Genomic DNA, 23052 nt, shown 5'->3' with positions numbered 1-23052 from the left:
TATGAACCGCGCTAAACCTCTTCGCTTACCAAATACTTCTCGGACAAAAACCTTTAAACGGTCACGCTTGCCTTTTGTAATTGGCTTGGTGCTGGCTGGCCAGGTTTTAGCGGGGCCAGAAGGTGAAGAAGTGGTCGGTGGGGCAGGCAGTGTGTCGCGTACCGGTAACGACACCATAATTAATCAAGCCTCGGATCGGTTAGCCATTAACTGGCAAAGTTTTGATGTTAACAGCGATGAACGTGTGCAGTTTATTCAGCCCAGCAGTTCTTCTGTTGCTTTAAATAATATTTTGAGTAACACCGCCTCCCATATTCGGGGGCAGGTAGAGGCCAATGGCCAGCTGGTTTTTGTAAACCCCCACGGCATTATTTTTGGTGAAAGTGCGGTGGTGAATGCCGGGGGCATTCTTGCCAGTGGTTTAAGTATTAACCCCAACGATTTCATGAACGGCGAACTTACCTTTAGCGCGCTGGAGAATACCGATGGTGTAGTGATTAACAGCGGGTTACTCAATGCCGCTACCGGTGGCAGTGTAAGCCTGCTGGGTAAACGGGTAGAAAACAATGGCTTAATCAGCGCGAAATTGGGCTCGGTAAATTTCGCCGCCGGGCGTGAAGCGGTCGTTACCTTTGATAACGAGGGTAAAGTAGGGGTTCGTATTACCGAAGCGTTGCTAGAAAGCGATATTGGCCTAGACCCTGCAGTGGTGAATGCCGGGGCCATTCAGGCCGAAGGCGGTAAGGTTTTACTTACCGCCAGCACCAGCCAAGATATTTTTTCGCAGGCCGTGAACAACGGTGATTTGGACTACAACCGCAGTGTGGTGGTGAATGAAGATGGTTCTTTTACTATTGGTGACGGTGCGGATATTGTTAATGCGGGTTTAATTAGCGTTGCCGGTGAGCAGGCTGGTGATGTGGTGATTGTGGGTGAAAATATTACCCATAGCGGCGAAATAAATGCCGACAGTTATTCCAATAGTGCTACCACTGCTGGCCATGTGGAAATTCATAGCCGCGATACCACTTTGTTAACGCAAAGTAGCGTGGTTACCGCCAACGCGGTGCAGGGTAAAGGTGGCGATATAAAGCTGCTGGGTGACCGTGTTGGTTTGCTTGGTGAAGCACAAGTTAACGCTACGGGCACGAGCGAAGGTGGCCAAATATTAGTGGGCGGAGATTACCGGGGCGAAAACCCGCAGGTACGCAATGCCTCAGCGGTGTATGTGGGCCAAGGTACGCAGTTAAATGCGGATGCTACAGGTGAAGCCGGTAGCGGTGGTAAAGTTATTTTGTGGGGTGATGATGCCTTAAAGGCCTACGGAAGCATTAGTGCAACAGGGTTTAGTGAAGGAGGCTTTGTTGAAACCTCTTCGGGCGTTGTAAATTTAAATCTCTCTGTGGATGTGTCTGCTAGCCAAGGTGAAAGTGGTACATGGTTGATAGACCCCTATAATATCGAAATAAAAAGCTCGATTGATAATGATAATGAAGAAGCGCTGGCGTATACAGACAACGAGGCCCCTGCAGCAGATCTATTTACGCCAAATGAGGGTGGTGCAAATGTCACCAGTTCGGTTTTAACTATTGCATCACTGCGTGGCGCCCTTGCTAGCGGAAATAGTGTGGTTGTGGAAACTACCGGTGATGGTACGCAGGATGGTGATATTACGCTTGTGGATGCGCTAAATATTAACGGCCGAGGCGCAAGCTCGCTTACCTTTCGCGCCCATGATGATATTTTGATCAACGCAAATGTTTTCGATGATAATTCTGGTTTGGGCTCAGACTCCCTAAACCTAACCCTAATCAGTAATTACGATGATGGCGGCCAGGACGGTGGCGGAAATATCGAAATCGCCAGCGGCGTTAACATCACCACCTACGGCGGCACCTTCTCGGCTACGGGTTCCAACTTTACAGCAAATACCACCACAAGCATCAATACCGGCGGCGGTGCAGTCAGCCTGACGCCAACGGGGGCGGTCAATCTTTACGGCCATATAATCACCTACGGCGGCACCTTCTCGGCTACGGGTTCCAGCTTTACTTCACTAGGCCATATCAATACCGCGTCTGCAACGGGCGGTGGTAACGTAACGGTTAATGTTACTGGCGATGCTGCATTTGATGAGCTAATCATAGGGGATAGCAATGCCAGTGGCACAACCGATAGCCTGGTTTCAATAACGGCCGACAACGTAATCTTCAATGATAATATTACCTATGGCATTGAAGGCTCTCTTTCGAGCCATGCTGTAACGTTAACCGTGAATGCTGCGGGAAATATTAGTCTAATTGGCGTAGGCGCAGACAATAGTTCTGGCGCAAATATTTTTAATATTAATTTAAATGCAGACACCGATGTCGGCGAAGCTGGTGATGCTGCGGATGATGGTATTGTTACCCTCGATGGCGGAGGTACTCTTTGGATGACAGAGGGTGATTTCTCAGTCTCAGGGCACGATTTTATAATGACCAACAATGCTACCATTGGAGCAGAAGGTGGTGATATTTCAATTGGGAGTAGTGCTACGTCACTCACAGGCAGTGTGGATGCCTCTGCTGGTCGGTTATCCCTTGCCATTAGTAGCGGCGCTATTAATAAGGGTGGAAATCTTTACATCTATGCCGATGAGGATATTGATTTAGGGCGCCTATACCATCCAGATCAATCCAGTTGGAATTATACTGGTAACGGTAATATTGAATTAATCGTAAGCGCCGGTGATGATTTAACCCTTCACCAAAACATTAATATGGATATATTATCGGGCGATGGTACAAATTCTTTTACCTTTCTCGCAGGCAATTCAAACCCCACCGACGCCTTCGTTGCAGACAATAATAATGTAGATGGTATTCATCTTCTCGGCGAACTTACCGCAGCTACAGACGCTGTAGATTTAACCTTTGGCTCTTTCGGCGGCGATGCCAATCTCACTCACTTTACCAACGAACAAGCCATTCAAACCGATGGTGGCACTGTTAATATTTCCGTTGATGGCGATATTAATATTGAAAGCGGTATTTCCACTGGCGGTGGTGATTTTTTGGTGGGCAGTGAATTTACTGTTAATAGTACCGATTACACCGTTTACGCCAATTCATTCGACAACTACATAAGCGGCAGCGGCGGTACAATAGACACCGACGGTGGCGCTATCACCATTAGAACCATTGTTGATGGTACTGCCAATGGTAATGTGGTTTTAGGAGTACTCGATAACAGCACAAATTCGAGTGCTGAGTTGGCGGGTGATATAACCGTTACGTCGGGCAACGATATAACACTGCAGTCTGAATACGATTTTGATGAGACCGGTACAGATGCGGTTTCGGTTGATAACGACCCTTCCTTTATTACCTTTGAACTAAATGCCGATAATGCGATAACGTTGAATCAATCAATAGTCGATACTGCCGTAGATGATGACGACACCCTCAATCTCGTTTTAAATGCTGGCCGCCAAACGGGCTCTACTACTGGCCACATTAACATCAATGCAGCAACGTATACCGGTGGTGGAACAATAAGTGCCTCCGGAGTTGATTTTGATAGCGCGGGCGTGTGGATTCACACAGGGTATTCAAACGCTGGTGGCGGTGGCAACACCACTACCAGCGGTGACATTACGCTTGCGATGACCGGTGCCGTTACCCTGGGTAATTTACGAACCGAAGGGGGTTTTGGCGGTGGTGATTTAAGTATTACCGCGAACGGCATTAGTTCAGACACCAATAGCAGTACTATAGAAGTAAACGGCAGCACTCAGCTAAACGCTGGTGCTACCGGCAATATTACTTTTGATAATGCCGGCCACGAATTTGATGGGGCGATAACCGTTGTAAATGCGCAAGACGTAACCCTTGCCAATGAAAGTGCGAGTGATGGTGCAGTCTATGTCGCCAGTGTGCGCGACCTAACCTTAAGTGATAACGGTGTAATAGTAGTCGGTGGCTCGGGTGGTACACCCACTATTTCCGGCAATTTAAATATAACGGCTACGGGCATTACAGATGACGGTGCGTTTACTGTAAACGGTACCACCAGCTTAACTGCTGGCACAGGTGCCATAGCGTTAGATGCCGACCACAATTTTCAAAGTGCCGTAACCGTTGTGAGCGCTTCGCAACTAACGCTGCGCGATACCGTAGGCGACCTGGCATTGGGTACAGTCACTATTACCGGCACAGGTGACGCCAACGCAATAACCGCAACCGCTGGCGCTGTTACCCAAGCCGCCACTAATACCATAACCATTACTGGCACTAACAGCGCCTCGGGTAATTTAACCGTTAATGCCCAATCGATTAACCTACAAAATATTAGTACGGCAGGTGTTAATAATTACAACGGCGGAACTATAATTTTGGATGCCTCCGCTGGGAATATTACTACTGGGAGTATTACGACTAACGGTGGTGCTGCAGATGGCGGCAACGCTGGCAGTGATGCCGGTGCTATTACCTTAAGTGCCACCGGTGCGGTTTCGGTAGGAAATGTGCAGGCCATCGGCAGTGATGGGCTTGATAATAATAATAACGGTAGTGCTCAATACGATGGCGGCCATGGTGCGAACATTTCCATTACTTCATCCGGCGGGGAAACAATTACGCTTTCGGGCGTGAGTGCGGATGGTGGTAATGGCCATGCGCAAGATGATGACAATGATGACGACGCAAACGGTGGTAATGCGGGAACTATTACGGTTACTTCCCAAGCCAGCGATAATGCTTTTGGGGTTATCACACTTACAGACAATGTTACGGCTCGCGGCGGTCGACTGTGGGATCAAAATAATTCGCGAGAAAACGGTAATGCGGGTGGTATTACTTTTGTAGGCAATGCTGTGCTTGACGATGCGAGTATGGCCGATCCTATCGTTATCGACGCAACACTTACGGGTGTATTTATAGACAACGATGGTAATAGCAGCGGTACTGTTGAGTATGCCAAGTCGGCCGATGTGATTTTTAGTGGCACAATTGATGGTACCACCGTAGGAGCAGAAAACCTTACGGTACTGGGGGCTAACATTACGTTTGCTGGCGATGTCGGTGATAGCGTACGTTTGGGTGATGTTATCGTTGGTGAGGCAGATTCAGATGTTACCAATGAGTTAGGGCCGTTGGCCTCGCAGGTTACGGCTGCAGATATCACTTCAACCTCATTGGCTGTTACGGGCAGTCTTTTCTCTGCTTTTACTATTAATACTGACGGAACAGAAGATGCCGCGGGTGGAAGTATTGATATAGCGGTGGATTCTACACTCGCCGTTGGTGACATATCCAGCGCTGGTGGCACCGCCACAGCTGGTGGTTTAAATGGTGGTGCTATTAATCTCAGTGCTGCCGATATTACTGTGGGCACCATTACCAGTGCCGGTAGCAATGCTGTAACTGGTACAGGCGGCAATGGTGGCGAAGTCACTATTAGTGCTACCGAAAACGGCGGCACACCGTCCATTATTGTTAATGGCGATATCAATACCGAAGGTGGTGCGGGCACGTTGGCGGGTACGGCGTCTATTGCAACACTTTCCCTAAATGGCACCGGCACTACGGAAGGTAGTGTGGAGCTGAATTACACCAATTTTATTACCTCCAGTTTTACTTTAAACGGCAATAGTGAGTCTGGGGCAACCGATACGCTTAACGGTTTACCTGTTGCTTCTTTTTGGGAATCTTCAGCCGCTGGTGCGGGTGAAATTGCCAATGCGGAAAATACGCCATCCACTGTTATTAGCTTTACATATTTTGAGAACCTGAAAGGTGGTGATGCGGTTGATACCTTTACATTAAACCATAGCTTTTCTGAAGTGGCCGGTGGTGGAGACGCAGACACTTTTGCTGTGGGCACAGCGATTACCAGCCGTTTATTAGGTGACGCGGGCGGTGACGTTTTCCATCTGAATGCTGGCGTAAACGATGGCGATGGTTCTACAACTTGGGACGTTGACGGTGGTACAGGCAACGATATTTTTAATGTATTAAGCGGTATATCAACCACCGCAATTACGGGCAACACCGGTACTGAAGACACCTTAACGCTTGTAGATACTACCGGTGAATTTACCTGGGTACTAACCGATAACAATTCCGGTTCGCTGGGGAATATTGCCTTTACAGCGGTGGAAAAGCTTAATGGCTCTAACGGCGGCGACGACCGCTTTGAATTTGATTTTTCGGGTAATTACGGCGGTGCGCTGGGTGGCATTGATGCGCGAGACGGCAATGATTCGTGGTTAGTGACAACGGCTGGTGTATATGAGGTTACTTTAGGCTCCAGTCTAAAAGGTATGGTAAATGTTGAAACCATTGAGGGGGGCGGCACGGGTTATAGTTTGCAGCTGGCCAGTAGCAGTGCCATGGCGGGCACGGCTACCACCTGGGATATAGATGGTGTTAATAGCGGAACGGTTTCGAATGGTGCTGATTCGCTGGCATTTGAAAACTTTGCGGCGCTAGAGGGTAATGAAGCCAACGACGCGTTTGAAGTGGCAAGCACCGGCTCTATTGTAAGTGTAAGCGGTGTACGAGACAGCAATAATGCCGATTTGTTTGCATTGGAAAACAATACACTGCAATTCGAAGATGCTAGTAATCAATGGTTGTTGAACGGCCTTCACCAGGGAGTTGTTTCCGTTGGGCACACCACGTCGTTTACGGAAATACAAACGCTTACCGGCGCAGGTGCCGATTCTTTAACCGCGCGAAATCAAGCCAACACCTGGACATTAAACGGAAGCACAAACACGCTTGCGGCCGATGCAAACAGCCCCAGCGATACCGTTACCTTTTCAGGTATGAGCACCCTAAACGGAAACGATAATTCCGATGAGTTTGTTATTAATGCCAGTGTTGCCATGATGCTAAACGGCGGTGCCGGTGATGACACTTTCGCGTTTGGCGCTACGGGTGCTGTTATAGGTGCCGGTGCTGGTATTAACGGTGGTAGTGAAACGGATGTTGATACCCTTATTGCACGCGATGCGGAAAACAACTGGTCACTTTCAAGCGGTGCCAACGCTATAGCAGACAGCGCAGATGCGGGTTATGTGAGTAATTTCAGTGGTATTGAACGACTGGAAGGAAGTGATGCCAGTATCGATAATTTCGATTTCGCTGATTTTATAGCCTTTGACATTTCCGCAGGTGCGGGTGCAGGTGATATTGCAGACTATGCCGATGTTACCGGCGATGTCGATATTGTGGTGGGGGCTGCTACTGTAGCCGGTATTGACCGCTTTATTGGCAACAACGATGGTTTAAATCCAGCCAACACAAACAGCAGCACATTAACCTACAGCAGTAATGCAAATGCGGCAATTGGCTGGGCTATTTTTGATATTGATGCCGCTGCAAATGCCGCCGGTGCCGACGGAATAAACGATGGTACTGTTGCAGGCACAACGGAGTTTGTTAACTTTAATAATTTAGCCGGTGGCGCGGGTAACGATACTTTTACGTTTGATCAAACTGCCGGTGCAGTTGTCGGGTTGTCTGGCAGTATAGCCGGTGGCGGTAATAGTGGCGCTACTGGTGACGTAATTGTTGCGCCCAATGTGGATATCATCTGGTCTATCAATTCTGCGGGCAGCCGTTTTACGTATGCCAATGGGCTTTTAAATGCTGATGAAACAAGCACTAACTTTTCTACAATAGAAACGGTTTCTTCCGGCTTTGGTGATGACACGTTTAACGTGGTCGATGCATTTAATATTACGCTGAACGCCGGTGACGGTGCCGACATTTTAAATTTACCCGCAGACGATTTGGATATCACCCTGGGTAGTGCCATTAATGGTTTGGCCCTCCGTGATTTTGAAACGGTGAGTGCCGATGCGCTTTATAATAATTCACTGACCGTAAACAGTAATATAAGTGAAGTTGTACTTTGGGATATTGATGGTGAAAACAGCGGCTCTGTAACCGTAGGGGTATCTGCAGCGGTAGCGTTTGAAAACTTCCAGGTATTAATTGGCGGCGGGGGTGACGATACTTTCGATTTCTCCGGTGGTGGCAGTGTTGTTCGCTCGGAAACTATAGAATTCGGCGCGGTGCAGGGTGAGGCGGGTAATAACACACTTATTAGTCGAGAAGCGAATACCCAGTGGGCCATTAACGGCTTAAGCAGCGAGGACAGTAACGGTTCTTTAAGCGTGGCGGGTACGGCCTACGTAGAGGCATTTTCTGGTATTCAAATACTGGAAGGGCAGGCGGTATTTGTAGACAGTTTTGTATTAACAGACAGCGGCGCGTTTGATGGCAGTATTAATGGGTTTGGTGGTGCCGATACTCTATCGGTGGCCAGTGTAAGCGGTGAGCGCAATGACTGGTATTTAAATAATGAAAATGCAGGGGTGGTTAACCGTTATAACAGTTCGAATGTGGCGAGTAGCCGTTTTACCTTTAGCAATATTACCGCACTTACGGGCGGCACAGGGGTTGATGAATTTCGCTTTACCGACGCTGGCAGTATAACCGGTACGATAAATGCCAACGCAGTATCAGGTGAGAATATTGGTTCTGACACCGTTAACCTCTCGGAGCTTAGTGGTTTGGTTTCGGTGAACTTGTCTGGTGGTACTGTTTATGGTGTACAAAATATTGAAGAGGTTATAGGAAACGGCGACGGCAGCACATTAATCGGTTTGAATACGGGTACCAATACTTGGCAGGTAAATGCTCCAAACGATGGAACACTTGTAAACGGGGCTAACAGTCTTGGATTTTTTGATTTTGCTAATTTAACCGGCGGAGCCGACGCTACTGATAATTTCACTATTACGGCCGATGGTAGTGTTACCGGTATGATTATTGGCGGTACGCCCACCAACGGTATTGTTACCGACTCCATTATTACCGAAACCAATAGCCGCGTTTGGGCACTAAGTGCTGCAGGCGAGGGCGACGTAAGCGGTATTAATTTTACCGGTGTAGAGCGTTTTGTGGGTAATGGCGAGGGCGATACGCTGGTGGGTATTAGCCAGAATAATCGATGGACGGTAACGGGGGTGAATGAGGGGAGTGTTTCGGAAGCCGGTGGTGCAAATGCTCTTGCCTTTGTGGGTATGGAGAACCTCTCGGGTAATGTGGGTAGCGATGAATTTATTTTAAATGATAATGCTGTAGGCGACGACGGCCAAATAACGGGCACTATTCGGGGTACCGCTGTAGGGTTCACGGATGCAGGTGTAGATACTCTCACCATTGCAAGCGCGGGCAGCGATAGCATCACTTGGGCTTTAACCGAACTTGGCGGTGTTTCCAGTGCAAGTGTAAGCGAGCGGGTAGGTTCAGCTGTACTTTTTGAACAGTTTATGGGTGGCGATGGTGCCGATTTATTCGACGTGAACGATGCTGATGTGAACGTTTCGGTTGATGGCGCTGGTTCTACTAACGACAGGTTGCGTGTGAATTATGACAACCCTACACAGTGGGGTATTGGTGACGCTGTTGAGAGCGTAGCGGTGCAAGGGCGAGGGGTTGTTACTTTTAACAATATTGCATTAGCCGAGGGTAGTGATTCAGCAAGTGACACGTTTAATCTGAATGGCGCTGCTAGTAGCCTGCGCGAATTGAGCGGCCGTGGTGGAGATGACGTATTTGCCGTTGTGGCAACGTCTGAGGTTCGTATGACAATCGATGGCGGCGGTCACACCGATGGCGACAAGCTTGTTGGCGCTAACCGCGCCAACAACTGGTTGTTTGCCTTGAGCGCTGATGACGATGCCAATACGTTGAATTGGAATAGTGCGGAAGGCGCCGGTATTGATTTTAGTAATATTGAGGATTTTACCGGCGGTACCGGTGCGGATAATTTCGAGGTGCGCAACGCGAACATTGTGAGCACGCTTTGGGGTGCGTCGGAAGGCTTTACTGAAATTGCCACCGATACGCTTCACGTAACCAACGCGGCTACCTGGAGTATTTCGGGTGACAATGAGGGCAGCGTTTCGAGTGGTTATGTAAGTGATTTTAACTCCATTGAAAATCTTACGGGTAGTGATAGCAACGATATTTTTAACTTTACGGCTATTACTGCATCGATCAGCGGTTTGATCGATGGTGGTGCGGGCACTAATGACCAGTTAGACCTTCAGGTATTCACCGCCGGGGTAGTGGTTGAATTAGGCGCTACGGCGATTCCTGGCAGTATTGTTGAGGATGCTAGCGATTTGCCGAACGTTAATGCCTGGCAGTTTGAATCCATAACGGCCGCGCATAAAGATCCTAAAAACGGCGAGAATAATAACTGGCTGGCTATTGCGCACGGTGATGATGTGCAATGGGATATGGATGTGGGAGGGCAAAATGAAGGTATCGTTCGAAGCATTGAAAGTGCGGATGCCGAACCGGTAGTCGCTATTGCTGGCACGGATAGCCATTTTTACCATTTTGGCAGCATTCAGGCCGGAGTTGGCGATGAAGACACAAACCTCGATCCAGACTCGGATATTACCGGCGAATATCGCGAGGGTTCCGGTTTGCGATCGCTGGACTATAGTAACCGAGACGGCTTGACGGTAGTGGTGGATATTAGCCCACAAATTCTTCGCTTAGTGGGTAATGACGATACCTTTCTACGGGTTACAGAAGACAGTGGCTTTAACGGTGAGAACACTTGGACAATTTCCGGTGTAAACAGCGGTAATTTTTATTCAAACGATGTTGATTACGAAATCGAGGGTGTTGCGGCGACTGAATTTGGATTTTCATTCAGCGGAGTCAATCAGCTTCTAGGGGGGGGCGGTGAAGACACCTTTAATTTCGTTTTTGATAATGCGGCTGGTACGAGTGGGTTGCTTGTAGATGGCTTTATTAATGGTGGTGGGGGTGTTAATGCTATTCGTGTTACCTCTACGGCCAGTGATTTAACCTTTGGTGTGAATGCTGTACAAACCACGCCGACAGTCGTTGACGTTAGTTACCCACAACCATTAACGCAGCTTGTTTATTTGATGGATAACCGTGAAGGTGTTGTCGATATTGCCAATATCGCAAGCCTGACGGATACCGGCGAAGGCACAGGTGCCACCGTTGTTATGAGTTCGGGTGCGGGTACAGCGATCTGGACGCTTGATGCCAGTAACGGTTATCAGCTAGTTGATAATTCTACAACATTAAGTTTTTCGGGCGTTGATAGTGTTGCCGGTGGTGCCGCGAACGATACGTTTAACGTTCTTCAGCTTGGCGATGTAAGCCGGGTATTTGACGGTGGTGCTGGTGCAGATACCGTGAATATTACAAGCCTAACAACGGCGCAGCATATTTCGCTTGATATTGATGACAGTGCCGTTGCCAATTTTGTTTTGGCAAACGTGGAAACATTACAGGCAAGCGCGAATACGGTTGGCCACAGACTCAGCGGTAATGACATTGGTAATACCTGGAATATAACCGGCACAAACGCTGGTCGTGTGAGTGCCTCCGACGGTGCACCAGTACTTAATTTCAGTAATATGGCCCACCTTGAGGGTGGCGATGATCAGGACGTATTCCAGCTTAGCGCCTTGGGTATGGTTACCGGCACCGTTAACGGCGGCGGTGAAGCAGCTCTTCCCGACCAGTTGCTGGTATTAGGTACTTCCAACCAAAGCTTTGTTTTCCAGCAAACAACGTTAGACAACCAGAACCATGCTGTAGACCTAGGGGCTACTCAAATAGATGTGTATGGTGTAGAGCGGCTAATTGCGAGCAATACCGAGCCACATACTTTATTAGGCGCAAATAACACGGCCAACACTTGGTCTATTGCGGCACTTAATACGCTTGTAAACACTAACGGCACTTTGACCTTTTCGGGTATTGATAACCTGACCGGTGGCAACCAGCAAGATCAATTTAGTTTCGATGGTAATCTTGTGGGTGGTTTGGTTGACGGCGGTGCAAATGAAAATAATTCAGCAGACTCGGTTATTTTTCGCAATATCGCCGCTACCGGCATTTCAACAGTTCGGCTTGGCAGTACCGTTGGTGAAACCGAAATTAATCTAGCCAATGTGGAGGGTGTTACCTCTGAGACTCCCTCCGATAATTTACGCTTAATGGGCGATAACACGACGAATATTTGGACTATTCAGGGTACAGACGCTGGCTTGGTCAACAGTGTTGCTTTTAGCGGGTTTGCCGATATTGAGGGGGGTTCTGGAAACGATACTTTTGTGTTGGCGCGGCAAGTGGGTGCAAGCGAGGATGATCGTATTACCGGCTCCATTGATGGCGGTGTAAACCCTGATGATGGTCTAGCGACCGACCGTATAAATCTTCTGGCGGTAGAGGACAGCGTGACAGTTTCTCTGGACCCAACTTACACTACCGCTTATCTCACAATCAATAATATTGAGGTACTTGAAGCCGCCGATAATAATAATATTTTGGTAGGCGGTGCCGATGGCACACAAACTTGGACAATTTCGGGGCAAGATGACGGTTCGTTAAATAGTTTATTGTTCAGCGGTTTTGCCAGCCTGTTAGGCCGCGATCAAGTCGACATATTTAGTTTTACACAAAGTGGTGATATGAGTGGGCTGGTTAATGGTGGCGGTCAGCCAGTAGGAACTCGTGACCGGGTGGATATGAGTGAGTTAATTATTGCGAATGTTGTGATTGGCGATATTGATTCCGGCTTCGAAAATATTGAGGAGTACGTCGGTAATAACAGTTCCAGTACGCTTACCGCAGCGGATGTGCGTAATGAATGGACGATTACGGGCGAAAATACCGGCAGAATTCAAGACCAAGGCGGTAACGATATAGCCTTTAGTGGTTTTACTACGCTTCTTGGTGGCGGTGTTGTCGATGAATTTACTCTGGAAGCGGGCGGTAGTCTTAGCGGTGAAATACGTGCAGGTGCCGGGCAAGATCGCTTGAACGTAAATTTGGGTAGTGGTGTGACAGGGGGCGTTGCCTTTTATGGCGGGGCCGATGACGATACGGTCTTTATCGATGGCGGTGACGACAATAACCGTTTTACTGCGACCTACACTCCGGCTTCCGCGAACGACAATGAAAACTTTGCATACAGTATTACACAAGACGAGGTGGCTTATAACTTTGATATGGAGTTGGCGCAAACCGAGTTTGTAAACAATCGTGTTTATACCTCTGTACTGACACTGAATGATGTTGCTGGGCAGGAAGACACAATAGTACTTGCGAACAATCGCGTTGAATTTACCGGTTTACGTGAATTCAGTATTGCCAATAACGAAGGCTACAGTGTGATTGGCGAGCAGGCCGACCGTGTTGTGGTTGAAGGTAGTTTGATGCTGGAGGAAACCTTTAGCGTCACTAATGCTTCAGTGATGGGTGCTGATGAGAATGCGTTGGTTGTGGCCAATCGCGGTGTGATTTTTAACGCAACCGGTGAGGTGGGTACAGCAACTGCACGACTCTCGATCGATACCAATGATCTCTCCTTGGTGGCTGTGCGAGATGATGTGTTCCTTGCCCAAGATGGTGGCCTGACAATAAGCGCACTATCGAACCCCGGTGGTGTAGTGGATATTGAAGCGACTGGCAGTATTGTTAGTGGTAATGCCTTCAATTCCAGTAATGCGCTGCGCCTGGTGAGTGATGGCGATATTTTACTGAATAATAACCATGCACTTTCTGGCGAGGTTACGCTGTTGGCCGACGCCGGTGATGTGAGCCTTACAAACGCAACAACACTATTGGGTGATGTGCTTGCGCAAAATTTATCGCTTATTACTACAGGCAGTATTGAGGGTGAGGGTATTGTTCAGGTGGCAAACCAAACCACTATTACCGGTGCCGACACCAGTGTGGTAACGCTTAACAACGACAATAATCGTTTTGAAATTGTGGATGTTACTAATGCCGGTACGTTTGTATTGCAAGACAGCAGCGAAAACGGCGTTGTGGTTAGCGGTAATGTGGTGAATGATTTTTCTGTAGTATCCCCTAACGGTATTACGGTCAACGGTATTTCCGCTGATGACGTATCGCTTGATAGCGGTGCCGCCCGTGTACTGATTCAAAACACCATTAATGCGACGAACTCAGTGGTTGTGAATGGGCTGGGAATTGATGTAAACAGTGCGGTAAATGTTACCTCTAGTGCGGCGGACAGCGCCATTTCACTGAATGCCGGTAATGCTGATTTAACCATTCGTGGTGCATTGCTTGCGAATGAGAGCCTGGCCGGCAATATTGAATTGCAGGGCAACGCGGTTAACCAAATGCTGGGTGCGACTATTGCTGGTGCCGATGTTGTTGTAACCAGTGCAGCGGATGTTGCGCTTGGTGCGGATGTGTCTGCCAGTCAAAACCTGACGGTTTCGGCGGCAGGTAGTATTGTTATGGATGGCGGTGTGAGCCCGATTCAGGCCGATGCACAAACATTGAGCTTCACCGCTGGGCAGGGCATGGTGACTGAGCTACTGTCCGCAACCGATATCCGTCTTGTTGCCACTAACGGTGATGTTATACAGCAGGGTGATATTAACGCGGGCGGTATTACGGTAATAGCGGAAAACGGTTCTTTCGAAAATCGATCCAATACCACCAGCACAGTTGAGGCTGGCGGCTTCACCATTAGCGCGAGGATGGTGGAGTTGGACGGCACTGTGCAGTCTTCCAGCGGTGCGTTTGATGCAACGGCGGCTGATTCAATTGTTATTGATGGCGCTATCTCTTCAGCTGGGGTGATTATCACGGCGGGCAACCAGTTTGGCATGACCGCTTCTGGCCGTATTTTCAGTAGTAACGATGCGGTCTTGAGTGCGGGCTCTGATATACAGCTGAGTTCGGTTCAGGCCGAGAACGGGAGCGTGTCTTTAAGTGCTGGGGGCGCTATATCCGACAATAATGATGATCAGCTCAACATAGTGGCTGACTCGCTCATTGCGCGATCGGAGAGTGGTTTTGGAGGCTTAGAAGATTCCGCTACCCTTGATATGTCGGTAGCCAATATGGATGTACTCAATGCCTCTGGCAATGTCGGCGTTACCAATAACCGTGACGTTACGGTAAGCGCTTTAATTACCAATGGTGATATTCGCATGGTTAATACGCAAGGCAATGTGACCATGGCGAATGCCGGCGAAGACTACGATCGTGCAGCGCTTACCGCACGAGAAGCGGGGGGCGTCATTAATGCAAATTACGCCTCTGGGAATGTAACGCTGGTGATTGAGGATGGCTATTTAACCGCTACACCGGGTGCTCACTCTAATCGCCCAGAGTTAGTGGGCGATATTATTGACGTGACCACCAGCGACGGCTTCGGTGTAGACCGGCAGCTGATGGTATATGCGCAAACAGAGTTGATTGTAAGTGGCCCCGGCATACGGCCCTTATGGGCCTTTGGTGAAGAACCTCTATTTGGTTTAACCACTGATTCAGACTTGTTAGACCCTTCTATTGTCGGCAGTGTGAGTGAACTGTTGATTGAGGTGGATGACATTGAATACATCGACCCGGCGGTATTTTCCAATGTGCGTAACTTCGCCTATGGAGGAAGGCCAATTCGTATGCCGCTAGACCAGCTCTACGATGACGAACTTTCCGATGAAGAAAAAGACGAGCTTTCGGGTTTGTAGTGGACAGTGAAAATTTATACAAGTTGAAAAGCTTCCTAAAAACATAAAAAATTTAGTAGCCCTATGATGTTAAAGAATTTTGCTGCGTTCTGTTTTAACGCGCTAGTTGTGGTTGTTGTATTGAATGTTCAGGTTGCCTGGTCTCAGGGGTTTTTGGAGATGCCAGATACCACCCAAGTGCCGGACTACGAGCGCGAAACCATGTTGATGGACTTGGATATTCCTGCGGTAAGAGATCGCGACCCCGACCCAGAAGCTGGGCCACGATTAAATGTTAAAGAGTTTCGGTTGCAAGGTGTTGTGGAATACCCAGACTTGGGTATTACCCGCGAGGAAATTGTTAAACGCATTGAAGCTATTCGCTTCGATATTATGGAGGAGGGTGATTACACTGACTCCGGGTTTACGTTAGACGAGTTGGGCGAGTTCTCTAAGCTGTTTATGGAAATGGAAAGGAGCACTCAAGATCGGCACGTTGGCCCCGTTGAGGTTCAGCAGTTTGTCTTTCTGATTCGTGAACAGCTGCGTAATAGGGGCGTTACGCTGGGTATGATTGAAACTGTGGCCGATACCATAACCCAGTTCTACCGTGAGAATGGTTTCATTTTGGCGAAGGCCTACATTCCAAAGCAAGAGGTGCGCGATGGGGTGGTGACTTTAACGTTACTGCTGGGCGAATTGGGAGAAATAGACGTAGAGGGAGACAAGCGCGTTTCGAGGAATATGATTGCACGTACCTTTAAGCGCGACATGTATAAACCTGTAACTAACGAAAATATAGATGAAGCGCTCACGCTTATTAACGATATACCCGGGCTCAGAGCGCAAGGGTTTTTGTCGCCAGGCACGCAAGTTGGCGACACCCGTATGACGGTGAAAGTTAATGAAGAAAAATGGACGACGGTAAACCTTCGCCTGGATAATCATGGCTCGGAAAGCACCTCGAAAAATCGCGCCTATGTTGATGTGTATGTGCATAACCCGCTTGGTATAGGTGACGAAGTCTACCTAGGGGTGTTAAAAACCTATAACCCAGACCAAAGTACCTATGGCGCCTTTCGTTACAACTCATTCATATTAAACCCCCGCTGGCGGGCAAGCGTTGGTTATTCCAACAACGACTTTGTTTCTCGTAATCTCCGTGGTGTGGGGGCTACGTTTTTTACCGGCGAATCGCAAGTAGCCGATGCCAGTATGCGCTATATCTTTCAGCGGAGCCGTGTGAGCAATTATTCGACCGAGCTTAAATATATGGATATTGATACTCAATTGGATACTCAGGCGAGTGTTACGGAAGAGGATGTAAACAAAACGTCGTTGGGGTTCAATTTCGATTTACTCAATGAAAAGTGGCGACATTTATATCTGGGTAATATTACTTACCATCAAGCAAAAATTCATGAACTCGGTGGGTTTGAAGGCGAAACCACGGGTTCTGAAAGTTTTGTGACTTTCGATGTTTCGATGCTTAACTTTTTTAAGCTGCCTTTTTCAAATTATGAGACCCGCTGGCTGTGGAAGGCTAATGGACAGTATGCCGGTGAAGGTTTGTCGAACCTCAATCAAATTAACCTAACCGGCCCCAGCCGCGCCCGGTCGTTTGGCGTTAATGGTTTTCAGTCGGATGATGGCTTGTATTTTGGTGCAGACTGGATTTTCTCTTTCCCCAAATTTGGAGGGCAAACCCTTTTCGGTGAAAGCATTAGCCGGGTATTTCAGCCATTCGTATTTTTTGATACGGCCTACGGTGTTATTCACCCACTTCAGGAAGGGAGTGGTGAAGGGGAGATTACCGGTACCCTAGCCGATGCGGGCATTGGTATTAAAATGAATCATTCGCGCTTTAGCGGTGGTGTAACCTACGGCAGAGTACTGGAAGATCAAATCAGTGAATTACAGGATGAAACGCCGAGTAGCAAGTTGTCTTTCGAGCTTCAATTGGCTTTCTAGCGTTAAGTGCTGAGCCTAGGACAATACGAGCCTTTTCAGCGTTCTCAATTATCTAGGTTACGCGCGTTTGGCCGTAATGTTGACGATAAATTTGACACGTTATTGTGGGTCGCTGGGTTTAAGCGAAGCACATAGATTTTACGCTGATGATTTAATGGGCTGACGTTAAGTGTGGCAACTGGGCGCCAGAGGGCTGGGTTATTATGGCGGGCAAAACGACATCTAGAGTGACATTTAAAACTAAGACTTTAGGCTGTGTCGAATTTGTTTCCAGTCAAAAAGCTAGCGACTAAAGGTTGAGTTCCCCTCGTAGAGGGCCTAATAAAGCCGTGAACTTGTGACCTGTGTCACGAAGCGAGAGTTTGTCTGGTTATCTATGGGGCTAGTATTAAAAATACGTTTGATTGAATCGGCTTTGTGCTTGAAAATAAGCGAAACGAGCGACAGAGTGTTTCAGTCGCTTCGTTGTTTAGATAGCAGAATTAGGATAATATCCGATCAGTCTCAAGCGTTTGCATAAACTATGTAAAGGTACAAGGACAGACACAAATTATAATAATTTTGGCATTTATATTCGCCGTGTTATAGCGCCAAGTATATGCGCCATTTTTAGTATCGAAGAACCAATTCGGTTGTGATTTAAAATAAACAAATTAGGAGATAGTTAATGGCAATATACATTGAATGGGAAGGTATTAAAGGTAATGTTACAGCTGACGGTTACAAAGACCACCTGTCTGTAGATACTTTCAGTTTCGGCGTTGGTCGCTCCCTTACAATGGAAGTTGGTAATTGTGCAAACCGAGAAGCCAGCCGTCCTGCATTCAGCGAAGTAACGCTAACTAAGCCAGCTGATAACTCTTGTACTTCAATTTTCCAAGAAGCTACCAGTGTTTCTGAAGGTAAGAAAGTTCTTATCAAGTTTGTCCAAACCGGTTCCGATAAAGTAACCGAGTTTATGACTTACACGCTTAGCGAATGTCTGGTTAGTGGATACACTGTTAGCGCAAGCTCCGAAGGCGATCCTCTTGAGAGTATCACCATCAGCTTCTGTAGCATTGAAGTTAACTACCTCGACTTCGACGCAACCAACAAGGGTTCTAGCCCACAGCGCGTTGGTTACGATCTTAAAGGTGCTAAGCCTCAGTAAATCTGAGTTAGCAACTCGTGTTAAGCAAATCTCTGGGAAATCTTTATGGTTTCTCAGGGGTTGTCTATTCTAGTGCTAGTCTTGCATTTGCTTGAGGACGTTCTAGGGTGGGGCACTAGGCCCAATTCCGTTGTCTGATTTGTGTATGACTTAGCTAATTATGCCTCTTACCGGGCACCTATTTGGCGCGTTTGTTGTAGGCTGTCTTGGGTCAGCTTAATACTGTCAAAGAGATTGTGCTGAGTGCAGTGCCAGTGCAGAGGTGAATAGGAAGCCGGCGGTAAATATGGGTCAGTTCAGTCAGGAAAACCGTTTTTTATCCATCAGTCAGTTTTCGTTCGAAAACGACACACTCCTTCTTACAGATATTTCTGGTGAGGATCATATATCGGACCTTTTTAGGTTTGATCTTGTTTGTCTTTCAGAAACACTGGATATAGATCCCGACGATATCGTGGGTAAAACCTGTACCGCTAAGGTCAATGATGAAAATGGCCGTCATTTTCACGGGTATATCGTTAAGTTTACCTATGGTGAGATTGTTGGGCAGGGACAAGGTGCCACCTTTCGTAAGTATCATATGCAGATGGTGCCGTGGTTGTGGTTTTTAGACCGAACGAACAATCACCGAATTTTTCAAGAAAAAAACACTAAAGAAATTGTTAGCCAGATTTTCGATGATTTGGGTTTTTCCGATTATGAATTTAAGGCTCAAGGTGGTTTAGCCAGAGAATATTGTATTCAGCACAATGAGAGCGATTTTCATTTTGTTTCTCGTCTTTTGGAAGAAGAGGGCATCGCCTATTACTTCAAGCATGAAGAGAAAAAACACAAGCTGATATTGGTAGACCAGAAAAACGCCTACGATGAAGTGCCTGAAACCAAGCTCGAATATTCCCGCGGTTCCACCGGGGACACACATATTAATGAATGGCGTCACAATTATGCATTCCGGAAGGGGCAGTGGACCCTTAACGATTACAATTTTAAAGAGCCTGCAAAAGATCTAACGGCAAATGCGGCTACAGGCAGTAAATTTGCTAACAATAAAAGCTTTGAGCATTACGAATACCCTGGTTTGTACGAGCATACGGCCGGTGCGGACTTGGTTAAAATTCGCCTCGATGCAGAGGAAGCTGATAAAAATACTGTATTGGGAGCAAGTGATTGTGCAAGTTTCTATGCGGGAGGGCGTTTTGCCCTAGCCAAGCATGAAGCCGCTTCCGAAAAAGGGGACTATATTCTCGTCTCTGTAACGGTTAACGCCTACGAACACAGTTACGGCATGCATAGCCAAAACGGTTCTGGCTACAGTAATACCTTTCAATGCATACCGTCTTCCGTCTATTTTCGCCCAAGATTACGCCACTACAGGCCGGTTATGCGTGGTCCACAATCTGCGGTTGTGGTTGGGCCATCGGGCGAAGAAATATATGTCGATGAATATAATCGTATAAAGGTCCAATTTATTTGGGACAGAGAAGGAAAGCAAGACGAAAACAGTTCATGTTATCTCCGCGTAACGCAATCTTGGGCGGGTAATCAGTGGGGCGCTTCGTTTATTCCGCGCATTGGCCATGAAGTTATCGTCGATTTTCTGGATGGCGATCCCGATCGCCCGATTGTTACTGGTTCGGTTTACAACGGAAAAAACAAACCACCTTTTTCGTCAAAAACTCAGAGTGGTTTTCGAACGCGTTCGACCAAAGACGGTACTAGCTCTAATTCGAATGAGCTGCGCTTCGACGATAAAAAAGACTCGGAACAAATTTACATACACGCCGAGAAAAACCTCGATACCGAGGTTGAGAATGATGAAACCCTGACAGTTGATAACAACCGCACGAAAACCGTTGTAAAGAATGAAAGCTCCAGTATTGGTGAAGATCGAACCAAGTCGGTTGGTAAGAATGAATCGGAATCGATTGCAAAAAATAAAGATATCAGTGTTGGCGAAAATCATTCGGAAAATATTGGAAAGAACAAGTCGCTCGATGTAGGCGGTGACCATAGCGAAAGCATTGGTAGTGCTATGACTATTTCTGTAGGTAAAGACTTAAAGGAATCGGTGAGCGGCGCCTATGTAGAAAAAGTAACCAAAGAATATGGTTTGTCGGCTAAAGAAATTGAAATGAAGGCGGACAAGAAAATTACGTTACAAACCGGTTCCGCAAAAATTGTGATGGAGTCTAATGGTAATATTACAATTTCCGGTAAAAACATTAATCTGAAAGGTTCTGGTAAAGTTGTTATAAAAGGCAGCAAGGTAGAATCCAATTGATTCTATTTGGATGGTTTAAGTGAAAGAAGAGTTGTCAGATACCAGTAATTATACGGAAACAGAGAGCATTTCATCAGCCAGCCAAGCTTTGGCGGCCGGGGAGGTAGTGTTAGGCGATTTAGTCGGCATTACCGCAGAAGGGCAAGCGAAAGTAAGTTTTTCTGTTGGTGGTGAGGTGTTTGACAGTCGTATCGCCAAAACCACACAACCACTAAAGCCTTCTTATATTGGCCGTCAGGCCGTATTAATGTTTCTCGATCAGGATTTATGCCAGCCAATAATCACGGGTTTTATTCATGGTAGCCTAGAGTCATTCTTGACTGTAGCAGACGATGTTGGCGCACAAGATGTTAGTACCCAAGATGTTAGTACCCAAGATGTTAGTACCCAAGATGTTAGTACCCAAGATGTTAGTACCCAAGATGTTAGTACCCAAGATGTTAGTACCCAAGATGTTAGTACCCAAGATGTTAGTACCCAAGATGTTAGTACCCAAGATGTTAGTACCCAAGATGTTAGTACCCAAGATGTTAGTACCCAAGATAGTAACGAAGACCAGGGTGTTTTCCCAAGCGAGCCAGAGGCCCCACTAACCGTCAAGGTTGATGCCGATCAGGAAAAGAAGTTGTTCCTAGAGGGTAAAGACGAGGTTGTGCTTAAATGCGGTGAGGCCAGTATTACCTTAACTCGTCAGGGCAAAGTGATATTGCGGGGCAAGTACATCCTGAGTCGTTCAAGTGGTGTTAACCGTATTTTGGGTGGTTCGGTTCAGGTAAACTAGGCTATTAGGTATTAAGTGAATGTTACAGCTGGAAAATCATACGCCTTTTGCTGCTGCGTTTACTGTCTTTCCTAACCCCCAAGGTAAGGACACGCTTTACGTCATTGTTAAAGCTTCCTTCGAATTGCAAGAAGGGCGATTAAATCTTGCCGATGAGCAGTTGCCGCCTCAGGAGACCGATGAATTTTGGGGTGAGCCCGAGCATACGAGTTTAAAAGCTACCTCGGATTTTTTGCCGGTAAAACCCGCCACCGATATTATTGTTACAGGCAGTGCATGTGGGCCTGACGGAAGAACTATGCGTAGGATGGAGGTGTCTGCCGCTGTTGGCAACATCCGCCAGTCGATTATGGTTTTCGGTAATCGCGTATGGCGTGAGGGCCACATAAGTGAGCCTGAAGGCTTTACGGAAATGCCGATTCTTTACGAAAACGCCTTCGGTGGGTGCTGTGAATCTAGCACCGGGGAAATTGAATTCGAAGCTAGAAACCCGGTTGGTAAAGGTTTCTGGGTCAATAATAATGTTCCTGACGGGACAGCTTTACCCAACTTGGAATTACCCAGTGCGTTAATCTCTGAACCTAAGTCGCGGCCTTTACCTGTTGGGTTTGGGCCAATAGCACCGGGCTGGCAGCCGAGGGCAAGCCTGGCGGGTACTTATGATGATGTATGGTCGACAACGCGAGCGCCTTTTTTACCGCTAGATTACAATGTTGGCTTTGCCAACGTTGCTCACCCCTCCTTAGTTAATAAGGGTTTTCTCCTTGGTGGAGAACCTATTGTTGTTACGGGAATGAGCCACGCTGGTGCTTTTAACTCGGTAGTGCCAGCGGTTAACCTTACCTGTCAGGTATCTTTAAAAGATAGTAGTGAATTAGTAAAGTTTAACCTAGAAACGCTGATTATAGAGCCAGCGGCTTCAAAGTTACAGGTTGTGTGGAAGAGTGAGTTTGGCTGTAATAGGGCAAGTGAAAAAATTCGCTCTATGACAGTAAAAATGTCGAAATAGTTGGCTGTTGCTTGTGAACAGCGTTAACGCGTTTCCAGAATGAATGGCGCGTGTTACAGCCTTCCGCGGTCAGTTCAATAGCCCTATGGTGCGCAGTACCGTTGTTAAACAGCAGTTCCGTTTGAAAAGTATGTGCTGAAGGTGCAAGTTGTAGAATAATTGTCGGTGGCGGAGATTGTGGCGGAGATTAAAGTTGAACGGAATAGTGAACAGTAAAACTAAAAGCGAATATGAATTTATGATGTACTCTTTATCTTTAAATGTGACGCGTGAAGGCAAGGGCCTGTGTAGTACTGCAGATACCGAG

At 47.3% G+C, this 23052-nt stretch carries 6 protein-coding genes; all 6 read left to right on the top strand.

Annotated features, from left to right (window positions below; genetic code table 11):
• The first annotated feature begins 1 nt into the window (after window position 1).
• The 6 genes from H5336_RS02145 to H5336_RS02120 all read left to right on the top strand — a co-directional run bounded on the left by H5336_RS02145 (window position 2) and on the right by H5336_RS02120 (window position 22745).
• Window positions 2–15574 carry a filamentous hemagglutinin N-terminal domain-containing protein gene (locus H5336_RS02145; RefSeq protein WP_185230980.1) on the top strand — a complete coding sequence of 5191 codons (15573 nt, stop codon included), beginning with the start codon at window positions 2–4 and terminating at the stop codon, window positions 15572–15574.
• A 63-nt stretch (window positions 15575–15637) separates the two neighbouring features.
• Window positions 15638–17524, top strand: coding sequence for a ShlB/FhaC/HecB family hemolysin secretion/activation protein (locus tag H5336_RS02140; RefSeq protein ID WP_185230978.1), 1887 nt, complete (start codon window positions 15638–15640; stop codon window positions 17522–17524).
• A gap of 667 nt (window positions 17525–18191) precedes the next feature.
• A complete protein-coding gene (locus H5336_RS02135; protein ID WP_185230976.1) occupies window positions 18192–18674 on the top strand; it encodes an Hcp family type VI secretion system effector in 483 nt (160 codons plus the stop codon).
• 286 nt (window positions 18675–18960) lie between these two features.
• Complete coding sequence (locus H5336_RS02130) at window positions 18961–20955, top strand: type VI secretion system Vgr family protein (RefSeq protein WP_185230974.1); 1995 nt, start codon at window positions 18961–18963, stop codon at window positions 20953–20955.
• A gap of 19 nt (window positions 20956–20974) precedes the next feature.
• Window positions 20975–21736, top strand: a complete 762-nt coding sequence (locus H5336_RS02125) for a DUF6484 domain-containing protein (protein ID WP_185235821.1) — start codon at window positions 20975–20977, stop codon at window positions 21734–21736.
• A gap of 19 nt (window positions 21737–21755) precedes the next feature.
• On the top strand, window positions 21756–22745 hold the full coding sequence (locus tag H5336_RS02120; RefSeq protein ID WP_185230972.1) for a DUF2169 family type VI secretion system accessory protein: 990 nt from the start codon (window positions 21756–21758) through the stop codon (window positions 22743–22745).
• The last annotated feature ends 307 nt before the right edge of the window (window positions 22746–23052 follow it).

The sequence above is a fragment of the Teredinibacter franksiae genome (assembly GCF_014218805.1).
Classification (GTDB): domain Bacteria; phylum Pseudomonadota; class Gammaproteobacteria; order Pseudomonadales; family Cellvibrionaceae; genus Teredinibacter; species Teredinibacter franksiae.
Note: the sequence above shows the minus strand (reverse complement) of the source record. Positions and strands in the feature narration are given on the sequence as shown.